This is a genomic window from Virgibacillus halotolerans, from assembly GCF_016908515.1.
GTDB lineage: Bacteria > Bacillota > Bacilli > Bacillales > Amphibacillaceae > Virgibacillus_M > Virgibacillus_M halotolerans.
The window spans coordinates 23353-36084 of record NZ_JAFBEA010000013.1; the positions used below are offsets into that span (position 1 = coordinate 23353).

Here is a 12732-nt window from a genome sequence, read left to right on the forward strand (position 1 = left end):
TCGTAAACGGGGCGAATCTCCAGTTTAATTTTAGAATATAAAATAGAGCTTAAGGTTTCGGTATCAATGAAATGAAGGTTTTCTTACCGACTGTATGATGAACTTCTACTCAACGCGAGTTTTGTTTCACATAACAACGGTAAAACATAAAAGGGAGGTAGGCCCCTTGTTGGATGTAAATAACTTTGAGTTTATGAAAATTGGTTTGGCTTCTCCGGAGAAAATTCGCTCATGGTCTTATGGCGAGGTAAAAAAACCGGAAACAATTAACTATCGTACATTAAAACCTGAAAAAGATGGTCTGTTTTGTGAACGTATTTTCGGGCCGCAAAAAGATTGGGAATGTCACTGCGGGAAATATAAGCGTGTACGCTATAAAGGTGTTGTTTGTGATCGGTGTGGTGTAGAGGTAACGAAATCCAAAGTTCGTCGTGAACGTATGGGTCATCTTGAATTAGCGGCACCAGTATCGCACATCTGGTATTTCAAAGGAATACCAAGCCGGATGGGACTTGTGTTAGATATGTCTCCACGTGCACTGGAAGAAGTTATCTATTTTGCAGCATATATTGTAACTGAACCAGGAAATACACCTTTAGAGAAAAAACAGTTATTGTCTGAGAAAGAATATCGGGCATATTATGACAAGTACGGTAAATCATTTAAAGCTCAAATGGGTGCTGAAGCTATTCGCAAACTCTTGCAGGATATTGATCTTGTGAAAGAAGTGGATGGATTAAAAGAAGAATTGAAGAGCGTTCAAGGTCAAAGGAGAACGCGTGCAATAAAACGTTTAGAAGTAATGGAGTCATTCCGAAATTCTGGAAATGATACTTCTTGGATGGTGCTGGACGTTTTACCGGTTATTCCGCCGGAAATCCGCCCAATGGTGCAACTTGATGGGGGTCGTTTTGCAACATCCGATTTAAACGATTTGTATCGTCGTGTTATTAACCGTAATAACCGTCTAAAAAGGCTGTTGGATCTTGGGGCGCCGAGCATTATTGTACAGAATGAAAAGCGGATGCTGCAAGAAGCGGTCGATGCTTTAATTGATAACGGACGTCGTGGACGACCTGTTACAGGTCCTGGTAACCGACCATTAAAATCCTTGTCACACATGTTGAAAGGGAAGCAAGGTCGTTTCCGTCAAAACCTATTGGGAAAACGTGTGGATTATTCCGGACGATCTGTAATTGTCGTTGGACCGCATTTGAAAATGTATCAATGTGGACTACCAAAAGAAATGGCTTTGGAACTATTCAAGCCATTTATTATGAAAGAACTTGTAGAAAAAGGAATCGCCCATAATATTAAATCGGCAAAACGTAAGATCGAACGCGTTCATCCGGATGTATGGGATGTACTGGAAGAAGTTATTAAAGAACATCCTGTATTATTGAACCGTGCACCAACATTGCACCGGTTAGGGATACAGGCATTTGAACCAACATTGGTTGAAGGCCGCGCTATTCGTTTGCATCCATTAGTGTGTACGGCATATAATGCTGACTTTGATGGTGACCAAATGGCTGTCCATGTTCCGTTATCGGCTGAAGCGCAAGCAGAGGCAAGAATTTTAATGCTTGCTGCTCAAAACATTCTAAATCCAAAGGATGGTAAACCAGTTGTTACACCATCACAGGATATGGTACTAGGTAACTATTATTTAACATTGGAACGTGAAAAAGCCGTAGGTGAAGGAAGTGTCTTTAGTAACTTAAGTGAAGCCTTGCTTTCTTATCAAAATGGGCATGTGCACTTGCATACGAGAGTCGCTGTGCAGGCGTCCAGCTTAAACAACAAAACATTTACGGAAGAAGAGAATGGGAAGTTGCTGATCACATCGGTCGGTAAATTAATATTCAATGAGATTTTACCAGAATCATTCCCGTATATAAACGAACCAACGAAGCATAACTTGGAAATTGAAACACCAGCGCACTACTTTGTTGAAAGTGGTGTGAATATAAAAGAAGAAATTGAAAAGCGGGATATCATCAAGCCATTTAAAAAAGGCTTCCTCGGTGATATTATCGCTGAAGTGTTCAAGCGCTTCAAGATTAGTGAAACATCTAAAATGCTTGACCGTATGAAGGATCTCGGTTTCAGCTATTCAACAAAAGCTGGTATGACGGTTGGTGTATCCGACATTGTTGTACTAGAGGAAAAACAAGAAATTCTCAAAGAATCACATGACAAAGTGGAAAACGTATCAAAACAATTCCGCCGTGGTTTAATTACAGACGAAGAGCGGTATGACAGAGTAATCGCTATTTGGTCGCAAGCTAAAGATGTCATTCAGGCTAAATTGATGGGTTCATTGAGTTCAAAAAACCCTATATTTATGATGAGTGATTCAGGAGCGAGGGGTAACGCATCTAACTTTACGCAACTTGCGGGTATGCGTGGTCTGATGGCCAACCCATCTGGTAAGATCATTGAACTGCCAATCATTTCAAGTTTCCGTGAAGGGTTAACGGTGCTGGAATACTTTATTTCTACGCATGGTGCTCGTAAAGGACTTGCTGATACGGCACTGAAAACAGCGGATTCTGGTTATCTAACAAGACGACTGGTTGATGTTGCGCAAGATGTCATTGTTCGTGAAGCAGACTGTGGAACGGATCGTGGTTTGACAGTTTCTGCATTAACAGATGGCTCAGAATTGATCGAACCATTGAATGATCGATTAATTGGACGTACTGCTTTTGTTGCGGTAAAACATCCTGAAACAGATGAAGTAATCATTGAAAGTGATGAGGTAATTTCTGAAGATCAAGCCAAACAAATTGATGACGCAGGGATAGAAAGTGTAACCATACGCTCCGCATTTACATGTAATACGAAGCACGGTGTCTGTCAAAAATGTTATGGACGTAACCTTGCAACTGGTTCCGATGTTGAAGTAGGGGAAGCTGTTGGTATTATCGCAGCACAATCTATTGGTGAGCCAGGTACACAGTTAACGATGCGTACTTTCCATACAGGCGGTGTTGCAGGAGACGATATTACACAAGGTTTACCGCGTATTCAAGAATTGTTTGAAGCTCGAAATCCAAAAGGGCAAGCAGTTATTAGTGAAGTCCATGGTATCGTAGAAGAAATTAAAGAAGTAAAAGATAAGCAGGAAATCATCGTTAAAGGTGATGTTGAACAACGTGCTTATCCGGTTCCATACAATGCGCGTATGAAAGTGGCTGTTGGCGATGAAGTCATTGCTGGTCAAGAGCTCACAGAGGGGTCTGTGGATCCGAAAGACCTGCTTCGCGTTCAAGGTGTTGAGGGTGTTCAAGACTACCTACTACGTGAAGTTCAACGGGTATACCGCATGCAAGGTGTTGAAATTGGTGATAAACACGTAGAAGTGATGGTGCGACAAATGCTACGTAAAATTCGGGTTGTGGACGCTGGAGATACAAATGTACTTCCTGGCTCATTGCTTGAGATCCACCAGTTTAAACAAGCTAACCACAGTGTACTTACTGAAGGAAAGCAACCAGCAATCGGTAAGCCGATGTTACTTGGAATCACAAAAGCATCACTTGAAACGGATTCGTTCCTATCTGCGGCATCCTTCCAGGAAACAACGCGCGTGCTTACAGATGCAGCTATAAAAGGCAAGCGTGATGAGTTGTTAGGTCTGAAAGAGAACGTCATTATCGGGAAGCTTGTACCTGCTGGAACTGGTATGCACCGCTACCGTAATGTAGAAGCGTCCTTAGATCTAAAGGCAGAAGAAGTAGAAGAAAGTGAAGAAACAGAAACAATTCAATAAAAAGTTAAGGCGCCACGTCTCCGATGATCTTAAGGTCATCGGGGCGCTCTAACCGGACATGACACATTAACAAGAAAACTTCGGAAGCACTAAAAAATAGTAATTATATATTGACAATAAAAAACGAGAATGGTACTATATTCTAGGTGCTTCCGATTACCCTTGTTACTTTGGAGGATTTAAATATGTCTTATGAAAAAGTGACAAAAGCGAAATCGCATATCATTATCGGAACAAAACAAACACTTAAATCCATGAAAAATGGAGAAATAAGTGAAGTGTATATCGCTGATGATGCTGATCAGCAAATAACACAAAAAGTAGCTAGTTTAGCGAATGAATTGGAAATACCTTGTCAGCGTGTAGATTCTATGAAAAAGTTAGGTGCCGCTTGTGGTATAGAAGTCGGTGCATCTACTGTGGCGATAAAGAAATAGTTGTTTTGGTGAAGTAAACTTCACGAAGACTTTGTTTTTTGCCGAAGGATGAACCACCTGGCTATGTGGTATTACAAATAGCCTGAAACAATGCTGGTTACTGCTTTTTATTTCATTATAAATTATAAGAGGGGAGGACAAATTCAATGCCTACAATTAATCAACTTGTACGTAAAGGTCGTATAAGCAAACCAAAGAAATATGATTCACCAGCACTTAATAGAGGGTATAATAGCTTTAAAAAGAAAGTTACTAAATTAAACTCTCCACAAAAACGTGGCGTGTGTACACGTGTTGGTACATTGACTCCGAAAAAACCGAACTCAGCACTTCGTAAGTATGCGCGTGTTCGTTTGTCAAACAACATGGAAGTAACTGCATATATCCCTGGAATTGGTCACAATCTACAAGAACACAGTGTTGTCTTGCTACGCGGAGGTCGTGTAAAAGACTTACCAGGTGTACGTTATCACGTTGTTCGTGGTGCACTTGACACTGCTGGTGTAGAAGGCCGTGGCCAAGGACGTTCTAAATATGGAACTAAAAGACCTAAAAAGAAATAATCGTAACATAAACAAGTAAAAGAAAGGAGGAGGACATATGCCACGTAAAGGACCAGTACCTAAGCGCGATGTCTTGCCGGATCCACTTTACAATTCGAAACTAGTGACTCGGCTAATTAACCAAATTATGATTGATGGTAAGCGAGGTATAGCTCAAAAAATTCTTTATAAAGCATTTGAATTAGTCGGCGAAAGAAGCGGACAAAATGCAATGGAAGTTTTTGAACAAGCAATGAAAAACGTAATGCCTGTACTTGAAGTACGCGCACGCCGTGTTGGTGGATCAAACTACCAAGTACCAATGGAGGTACGCCCGGAACGCCGTCAAGCACTAGGCTTACGCTACCTTGTTAACTATTCACGCTTACGCGGTGAAAAGACAATGGAAGAACGTCTTGCTAATGAAATCTTAGATGCATCCAACAATACAGGAGCATCTGTGAAAAAACGCGAAGAATTGCACAAAATGGCTGAAGCGAATAAAGCATTCGCTCACTACCGTTGGTAAAATAAAACAACTAAAAGCTTATAAGAGGAAGGAGAAGAATACATGGCTAGAGAGTTCTCCTTGGAAAGAACACGTAATCTTGGTATTATGGCGCATATTGATGCAGGTAAAACCACTACTACTGAACGTATTCTTTTCTACACAGGACGTATTCATAAGATTGGTGAAACACATGAAGGTGCTTCACAAATGGACTGGATGGAGCAGGAGCAGGAACGTGGAATCACGATCACCTCTGCTGCGACAACCGCAGCATGGAAAGATCACCGTATTAACATCATTGATACACCTGGACACGTGGACTTCACAGTAGAAGTTGAACGTTCTCTACGTGTACTTGATGGTGCTGTTACTGTACTTGATGCGCAATCTGGTGTAGAACCACAAACAGAAACTGTTTGGCGTCAAGCAACAACATATGGTGTTCCAAGAGCTGTATTCATTAACAAAATGGATAAAATTGGTGCAGACTTCCTTTACGCTACAGACACTTTGAGAGAGCGTTTGGGAGCTAATGCACACCCAGTTCAGTTACCTATTGGTGCTGAAGACAATTTTGAAGGAATTATTGACCTGATCAACATGGAAGCACATTACTACCTTGATGATTTAGGTAAAACTGATGAATCACGTGAGATTCCTGCAGAGTACAAAGAAAAAGCGGAAGAATTACGTGCGGAATTGGTTGAATCGGTTTCAGAGCTAGACGAAGAGCTAATGATGAAGTATTTAGAAGGAGAAGAAATCTCCAACGAAGAACTGAAGCAAGCGATTCGTAATGCAACACTAGCTGTTGAATTTTATCCGGTATTCTGTGGTTCAGCATTTAAGAATAAAGGTGTTCAACTATTACTTGATGCTGTAATTGATTATTTGCCTGCACCAACAGATGTAGCAGCTATTGAAGGTATCGTTCCTGAAACAGAAGACAAAGTAACACGTGCAGCAGACGATAGTGCTCCATTCTCTGCGCTAGCATTTAAAGTTATGACAGACCCTTACGTAGGTAAATTAACATTCTTCCGCGTATATTCTGGAACTTTGGACGCTGGTTCATATGTTAGAAACTCTGTTAAAGGTAAACGTGAACGCGTTGGACGTATTCTTCAGATGCATGCGAACTCCCGTCAGGAAATTTCAACTGTATATTCCGGCGAAATCGCTGCAGCAGTTGGTTTAAAAGATACTTCAACAGGGGACACATTATGTGACGAAAAGAATCTGGTTATTCTTGAGTCAATGGAATTCCCTGAACCAGTTATTGGTGTTGCAATTGAACCAAAAACAAAAGCAGACCAAGATAAAATGGGTACAGCTTTAGCGAAATTAGCTGAAGAAGATCCAACGTTTAAAACCGAGTCAGATGAAGAAACAGGGCAAACGATTATTTCTGGTATGGGTGAACTCCATCTTGATATCATTGTTGATCGTTTGAAACGTGAATTTAAAGTAGACGCAAACGTTGGTGCGCCGGAAGTAGCATATCGTGAAACTTTCCGTTCATCAGCTGAAGTTGAAGGTAAATTCATTCGTCAGTCCGGTGGTCGTGGACAGTATGGTCATGTTTGGGTCAAATTTGAACCAAACGAAGAGGGTGCCGGTTTTGAGTTTGAAAACAAAATCGTTGGTGGTACAGTGCCACGCGAATACATCCCTTCCGTTGAAGCTGGTATTAAAGAATCATTGGAAACTGGTGTATTAGCTGGCTATCCATTAATTGATGTTAAAGCACGACTTTACGATGGAAGCTACCATGATGTTGACTCAAACGAGATGGCATTTAAAATCGCTGGTTCAATGGCATTAAAAGCAGCGAAGAATAAGTGTAATCCTGTCTTACTTGAACCAATGATGAAGGTTGAAATTGTTATCCCAGAAGAATATATGGGAGATATCATGGGAGATGTAACGTCTCGTCGTGGCCGTGTAGATGGTATGGAAGCACGTGGTAATGCACAACTTGTTAGAGGCTTCGTTCCACTTGCTGAAATGTTTGGCTATGCAACTGCATTGCGTTCAAACACGCAAGGTCGTGGAACATTTACAATGGTATTCGATCACTATGAAGAAGTGCCGAAGAGCATTTCAGAAGAAATTATCAAGAAGAACGCTGGAGAATAATTGATTTATTCTTGAATCTGCAGTATAACTTTAGTGAGAGTCAAGAAATAACTTTTAAAGTTATTTCCTGGCCGCACTTAAAATAAAAAATACTTTTATTTATTTAAAGGAGGAACTATATAATGGGTAAAGAAAAGTTTGACCGCTCAAAAAGTCACGTGAATATTGGTACAATTGGACACGTTGACCATGGTAAAACAACATTAACTGCTGCAATTACAACAGTAATGCACAAAAAACAAGGTACTGGTGGCGCTATGGCCTATGACCAAATTGATGGTGCTCCAGAAGAAAAAGAACGTGGAATTACAATTGCAACTTCTCACGTTGAGTATGAAACAGATACGCGTCACTATGCACACGTGGACTGCCCAGGACACGCTGACTATGTTAAGAACATGATCACTGGTGCAGCGCAAATGGATGGAGCTATTCTAGTAGTATCATCTGCTGATGGCCCAATGCCACAAACTCGTGAGCATATCCTATTATCTCGTAACGTTGGGGTACCTTCAATTGTTGTGTTCCTTAACAAAACAGATATGGTTGACGATGAAGAACTATTAGAATTAGTTGAAATGGAAGTTCGTGATCTATTAACAGAATACGATTTCCCTGGTGATGATGTACCAGTAATCAAAGGTTCTGCACTTAAAGCACTTGAAGGCGACGAAGAGTACGAAGAAAGAATCGTTGAACTAATGGCTGCTGTTGATGAATACGTTCCAACACCAGAACGCGATACTGACAAACCATTCATGATGCCAGTAGAGGATGTATTCTCTATCACTGGTCGTGGTACAGTTGCAACTGGCCGTGTTGAACGTGGAGAAGTAAAAGTAGGCGATGAAGTTGAAATCGTTGGTCTTAGCGAAGAAGGAGCATCTAAAACAACTGTAACTGGTGTTGAAATGTTCCGTAAGCTTCTTGACTACGCCGAAGCTGGCGACAACATTGGTGCACTACTTCGTGGTGTAGCTCGTGAAGATATCAACCGTGGTCAAGTACTTGCTAAACCAGGTACAATTACACCACACACAAACTTCAAAGCTGAAGTTTATGTTCTATCAAAAGAAGAAGGTGGACGTCATACCCCATTCTTCGCTAACTATCGCCCACAGTTCTATTTCCGTACAACGGATGTAACTGGCGTTGTTCAACTTCCTGAAGGCGTTGAAATGGTAATGCCTGGGGATAACATTGAAATGAATATTGAATTGATCTCTCCAATCGCAATTGAAGACGGAACTCGTTTTTCAATTCGTGAAGGTGGACGTACTGTTGGATCAGGCGTTGTATCATCAATCCAAAAATAAGTAAAAAACAAAAAAACGGACAGCGAGACGACGCTGTCCGTTTTTTTGTTTTTGCGAGGCTCTTTTCGTAAGCTTTCTTGTTTTTTAAACCTCGGATTTGATATAAATTACGTTATAACAGCTGGTTGTTTTCCACTGCGGACCGTTGCTTTCCGCGGGCACGGCTTCAAACTCCTTGAGAAACCCACTGAGGCCACTGTAAAAGGGGTAGATTTTAAAAAATATTGCTTTTCACTTTAATCTAGCATCTCGAATATACGGATCATTTCTAAATGAATCTTACTAAATCCATAAAAAAGTCTAATTATCCCTTGCATTACCTGCAATAAGTTTGTATAATACATAGGTGCGCAACCCATAGTTTCTTTTTGTGAAAAAAAGGGTTGCAATGACCAAGCGTATGCTTTATAATGAGTAAGTTGGTCAATTAAGGCGATGAAGTGGAAGGTTATTGGTACACCCGGCCCCTTTGCCATGGCGGGGTACTAAAAAATTTTCACAGAGTATGTCTATAATAATATGGGCGAAAGGGAGGGAAAATAATGGCAAAAGAGAAGATTAGAATTCGTTTAAAAGCATATGATCACCGTGTTTTAGATCAATCTGCTGAAAAAATTGTAGATACAGCGAAACGTTCTGGCGCGAATGTGTCTGGTCCGATTCCACTACCTACTGAAAAATCAGTTTACACGGTATTGCGTGCGGTGCACAAATACAAGGATGCACGTGAGCAATTCGAAATGCGTACACATAAACGCTTGATCGATATTGTTAATCCAACACCAAAGACAGTTGATTCGTTAATGCGTCTTGACTTACCATCTGGTGTGGACATTGAAATTAAATTATAAACTTAGGTTTAATATAGGAGGTGTAACGGATGACGAAAGGAATCTTAGGTCGTAAAATCGGCATGACTCAGCTATTTTCTGAGAACGGAGAATTAGTCCCAGTAACAGTTATTCAAGCTGAAGCAAACGTAGTATTACAAAAAAGAACATTAGAAAATGATGGCTACGAAGCATTACAAATCGGTTTTGCTGATGAGAAAGAATCACGCACAAACAAAGCGAAAAAAGGTCATGCTGCAAAAGCGAGCACTGCTCCTAAGCGCTGCGTTCGTGAATTCCGTAACGCAGATCTTGACGCATATGAAGTAGGTCAAGAAATTAGTGTTGATGTTTTTCAAGCTGGCGATAAAATTGATGTGACTGGAACTTCTAAGGGTAAAGGTTTCCAAGGAACAATCAAACGCTACAATTATTCACGTGGTCCAGTAACTCATGGTTCACATTTTCATAGAACGGGTGGTTCAATGGGAATGGCTGCAACGCCTGCCCGTGTACTTAAAGGTACAGAATTGCCAGGTCAAATGGGTGCTGAACAAGTAACCATTCAAAACCTTGAAGTAGTCAGTGTTGATGCAGAGAAAAATCTGTTGTTAATCAAAGGGAACGTCCCTGGAGCAAAAAAATCATTCGTAAAAATCACGAGTGCAATTAAGGCTAACTAATCATAGAAACGAAGGGAGGATATGTCATGCCTAAAGTAGCACTATTTAAACAAGATGGAACACAAGCCGGAGATGTTGAATTAAACGAGTCCGTTTTTGGTATTGAGCCAAACACACATGTATTACACCAGGCGGTAGTGATGCAACAAGCATCATTGCGTCAAGGTACACACAAAGTGAAAGGCCGCTCTGAAGTACGCGGTGGCGGTCGTAAACCATGGCGTCAAAAGGGAACAGGACGTGCGCGTCAAGGTTCTATTCGCTCTCCACAATGGGTAGGCGGCGGTGTCGTTTTTGGACCGACTCCACGTAGCTATAGCTACAAACTACCTAAAAAGGTACGTCGTTTAGCGCTTAAATCTGCATTATCTTCTAAAGTAAAAGAAGAGAACCTCGTTGTTTTAGACAACCTTGCATTTGATGCACCTAAAACAAAAGACGTGGTTAAAATGCTTGATGCACTAAGTGTGAACGAGAAAGCATTAATAGTCACAGCTGAAAAGGACGAAAACGTTGTTCGTTCAGCAAATAACCTGCAAACAGTAAAAGTTCTTACTGTGAAAGAGGTAAATGTACTAGACTTGCTAATGCATGACAAGCTGATCTTGACAAAAGAAGCAGCTGAAAAAGCAGGGGAGGTGCTCGTGTAATGAAAGATCCACGCGATGTTGTAAAGCGCCCGGTTATTACAGAGAACTCTGCTGACTTAATGGCAGAGAAAAAATACACATTTGAAGTAGAGCCTAAAGCAAACAAAACAGAGATCAAGGATGCTGTTGAACTTGTCTTTGGTGTAAAAGTATTAAAAGTTAATACAATGAATCTCAAAGGTAAATTTAAACGAATGGGTCGTTATGGCGGTTACCGCTCAGATCGTAAAAAAGCTGTCGTTCAACTTTCAGAGGATAGTAAAGATCTGGACTTCTTTGAAGAATAAGACAAAAATAAGTGAAGGAGGGAAATAGGATGGCGATTAAAAAATTTAGACCAACCTCAAACGGTAAACGTAATATGTCTGTATTAGATTATGCAGAGATTACTACGGATAAACCGGAAAAAACGCTGTTAAGCCCACTATACAAACATGCTGGACGTAATAGCCAAGGTAAAATAACTGTACGTCATCACGGTGGCGGCCACAAACGCCAATACCGTATCATCGACTTTAGACGTGATAAAGATGGTATACCAGGACGCGTTGCTACGATCGAATACGATCCGAACCGTTCAGCTAACATCGCTTTAATTCACTATGTTGATGGTGAAAAACGTTATATCTTAGCTCCGAAGGGACTTAAAGTCGGACAATTAATAGAATCAGGTGAAAATGCGGACATCAAATCTGGTAATGCATTGCCACTAGGGAATATCCCGATTGGTACCGTGATTCATAATGTTGAACTTAAACCCGGACGAGGTGGACAACTTGCTCGGTCAGCTGGTGCAGAAGCACAGATTCTTGGTCGTGAAGGAAAATACAGCTTGGTTAGATTGGCATCTGGTGAAGTTCGCTTGATTCTAACTACTTGTCGTGCAACGGTAGGTCAGGTTGGAAATATCGAACATGAACTTGTTCGTGTTGGTAAAGCAGGACGTTCACGCTGGAAAGGCATTCGCCCAACTGTACGTGGTTCAGTTATGAACCCTAATGATCACCCGCACGGTGGTGGTGAAGGACGTACGCCAATCGGCCGTAAGTCACCAATGTCACCATGGGGCAAGAAGACACTTGGATTCAAGACTCGTACGCGTAATAAACCGTCTGATAAATATATCGTTCGTAAGCGTAAAAAATAACGAATAAGATGACGGGTAATGAACTCCCGTCTCTCCACTCTGAAAGGAGGTTTATCCATGGGTCGTAGTTTAAAAAAAGGACCTTTTGCAGATGACCATTTACTAACTAAAGTTGAGAAACTAAATGATACAGACAAAAAACAGGTGATCAAAACCTGGTCACGTCGTTCAACCATCTTCCCAACTTTTATAGGTCATACAATCGCTGTATATGATGGACGCAAACATGTTCCAGTCTACATTACAGAAGATATGGTCGGACATAAATTAGGTGAATTCGCGCCAACCCGCACATTTAAAGGGCATTCAGGCGATGACAAGAAAACAACTCGATAATGAGAGAGGAGGCACTCAGACATGCAAGCAAAAGCCATTGCGAAATCGGTTCGTATTGCTCCTCGTAAAGTACGATTAGTCGTTGATCTGATTCGAGGAAAAAACGTTGGTGAAGCAGTTTCGATCTTACGTCACACACAACGCGGTGCTTCTCCAGTCGTAGAGAAAGTTTTGAAGTCTGCAATCGCAAACGCAGAACACAACTACGAAATGGATACAGATAATCTGATTATCTCAGAAGCATATGTAAATGAAGGTGCTACATTGAAACGTTTCCGTCCACGTGCACAAGGACGCGCAAGTAAAATTAACAAACGCACAAGCCACGTTACAGTGGTTGTTACTGAAAAGAAGGAGGGATAG

13 protein-coding genes are annotated in these 12732 nt (G+C 41.1%); all 13 read left to right on the forward strand.

Annotated elements, in window-relative coordinates; all coding sequences use genetic code 11:
* The first annotated feature begins 166 nt into the window (after positions 1-166).
* The 13 genes from rpoC (at position 167) to rplV (ending at position 12732) form a co-directional block, all read left to right on the forward strand.
* Entirely contained in the window at positions 167-3778 is a 3612-nt protein-coding gene (gene rpoC / locus JOC34_RS20165) for a DNA-directed RNA polymerase subunit beta' (protein ID WP_205138597.1), read from the forward strand.
* A 185-nt stretch (positions 3779-3963) separates the two neighbouring features.
* Entirely contained in the window at positions 3964-4215 is a 252-nt protein-coding gene (locus JOC34_RS20170) for a 50S ribosomal protein L7ae-like protein (protein ID WP_205138598.1), read from the forward strand.
* 146 nt (positions 4216-4361) lie between these two features.
* The gene (gene rpsL / locus JOC34_RS20175; RefSeq protein WP_205138599.1) at positions 4362-4778 is read left to right on the forward strand and encodes a 30S ribosomal protein S12; all 417 of its coding nucleotides are present in this window, start codon (positions 4362-4364) and stop codon (positions 4776-4778) included.
* Between the two features lie 37 nt (positions 4779-4815).
* On the forward strand, positions 4816-5286 hold the full coding sequence (gene rpsG, locus JOC34_RS20180) for a 30S ribosomal protein S7 (protein ID WP_205138600.1): 471 nt from the start codon (positions 4816-4818) through the stop codon (positions 5284-5286).
* Between the two features lie 42 nt (positions 5287-5328).
* Positions 5329-7407 (forward strand): elongation factor G, encoded by a 2079-nt coding sequence (fusA, locus tag JOC34_RS20185; protein WP_205138601.1) that lies wholly within the window; start codon positions 5329-5331, stop codon positions 7405-7407.
* Positions 7408-7529: 122 nt separating this feature from the next.
* Positions 7530-8723 (forward strand): elongation factor Tu, encoded by a 1194-nt coding sequence (gene tuf, locus JOC34_RS20190; protein ID WP_205138602.1) that lies wholly within the window; start codon positions 7530-7532, stop codon positions 8721-8723.
* Between the two features lie 542 nt (positions 8724-9265).
* On the forward strand, positions 9266-9574 hold the full coding sequence (gene rpsJ, locus JOC34_RS20195; protein ID WP_205138603.1) for a 30S ribosomal protein S10: 309 nt from the start codon (positions 9266-9268) through the stop codon (positions 9572-9574).
* 29 nt (positions 9575-9603) lie between these two features.
* Positions 9604-10236 carry a 50S ribosomal protein L3 gene (rplC, locus tag JOC34_RS20200; RefSeq protein ID WP_205138604.1) on the forward strand — a complete coding sequence of 211 codons (633 nt, stop codon included), beginning with the start codon at positions 9604-9606 and terminating at the stop codon, positions 10234-10236.
* A 26-nt stretch (positions 10237-10262) separates the two neighbouring features.
* Positions 10263-10886, forward strand: a complete 624-nt coding sequence (rplD, locus tag JOC34_RS20205) for a 50S ribosomal protein L4 (protein WP_205138605.1) — start codon at positions 10263-10265, stop codon at positions 10884-10886.
* Positions 10886-11173 carry a 50S ribosomal protein L23 gene (rplW, locus tag JOC34_RS20210; RefSeq protein ID WP_205138606.1) on the forward strand — a complete coding sequence of 96 codons (288 nt, stop codon included), beginning with the start codon at positions 10886-10888 and terminating at the stop codon, positions 11171-11173. The genes rplD and rplW overlap by 1 nt, the downstream gene beginning before the upstream one ends.
* A gap of 29 nt (positions 11174-11202) precedes the next feature.
* Positions 11203-12033 carry a 50S ribosomal protein L2 gene (rplB, locus tag JOC34_RS20215; RefSeq protein WP_205138607.1) on the forward strand — a complete coding sequence of 277 codons (831 nt, stop codon included), beginning with the start codon at positions 11203-11205 and terminating at the stop codon, positions 12031-12033.
* 57 nt (positions 12034-12090) lie between these two features.
* Positions 12091-12369 (forward strand): 30S ribosomal protein S19, encoded by a 279-nt coding sequence (gene rpsS / locus JOC34_RS20220; protein WP_205138608.1) that lies wholly within the window; start codon positions 12091-12093, stop codon positions 12367-12369.
* 21 nt (positions 12370-12390) lie between these two features.
* Positions 12391-12732 carry a 50S ribosomal protein L22 gene (gene rplV / locus JOC34_RS20225; RefSeq protein ID WP_205138609.1) on the forward strand — a complete coding sequence of 114 codons (342 nt, stop codon included), beginning with the start codon at positions 12391-12393 and terminating at the stop codon, positions 12730-12732.

What these genes read in the sequence shown, in the direction of transcription:
- JOC34_RS20170 (WP_205138598.1), top strand. Translation starts at nt 3,964, where the DNA reads ATGTCTTATGAAAAAGTGACAAAAGCGAAATCGCATATCATTATCGGA.
- rpsL (WP_205138599.1), top strand. Translation starts at nt 4,362, where the DNA reads ATGCCTACAATTAATCAACTTGTACGTAAAGGTCGTATAAGCAAACCA.
- rpsG (WP_205138600.1), top strand. Translation starts at nt 4,816, where the DNA reads ATGCCACGTAAAGGACCAGTACCTAAGCGCGATGTCTTGCCGGATCCA.
- fusA (WP_205138601.1), top strand. Translation starts at nt 5,329, where the DNA reads ATGGCTAGAGAGTTCTCCTTGGAAAGAACACGTAATCTTGGTATTATG.
- tuf (WP_205138602.1), top strand. Translation starts at nt 7,530, where the DNA reads ATGGGTAAAGAAAAGTTTGACCGCTCAAAAAGTCACGTGAATATTGGT.
- rpsJ (WP_205138603.1), top strand. Translation starts at nt 9,266, where the DNA reads ATGGCAAAAGAGAAGATTAGAATTCGTTTAAAAGCATATGATCACCGT.
- rplC (WP_205138604.1), top strand. Translation starts at nt 9,604, where the DNA reads ATGACGAAAGGAATCTTAGGTCGTAAAATCGGCATGACTCAGCTATTT.
- rplD (WP_205138605.1), top strand. Translation starts at nt 10,263, where the DNA reads ATGCCTAAAGTAGCACTATTTAAACAAGATGGAACACAAGCCGGAGAT.
- rplW (WP_205138606.1), top strand. Translation starts at nt 10,886, where the DNA reads ATGAAAGATCCACGCGATGTTGTAAAGCGCCCGGTTATTACAGAGAAC.
- rplB (WP_205138607.1), top strand. Translation starts at nt 11,203, where the DNA reads ATGGCGATTAAAAAATTTAGACCAACCTCAAACGGTAAACGTAATATG.
- rpsS (WP_205138608.1), top strand. Translation starts at nt 12,091, where the DNA reads ATGGGTCGTAGTTTAAAAAAAGGACCTTTTGCAGATGACCATTTACTA.
- rplV (WP_205138609.1), top strand. Translation starts at nt 12,391, where the DNA reads ATGCAAGCAAAAGCCATTGCGAAATCGGTTCGTATTGCTCCTCGTAAA.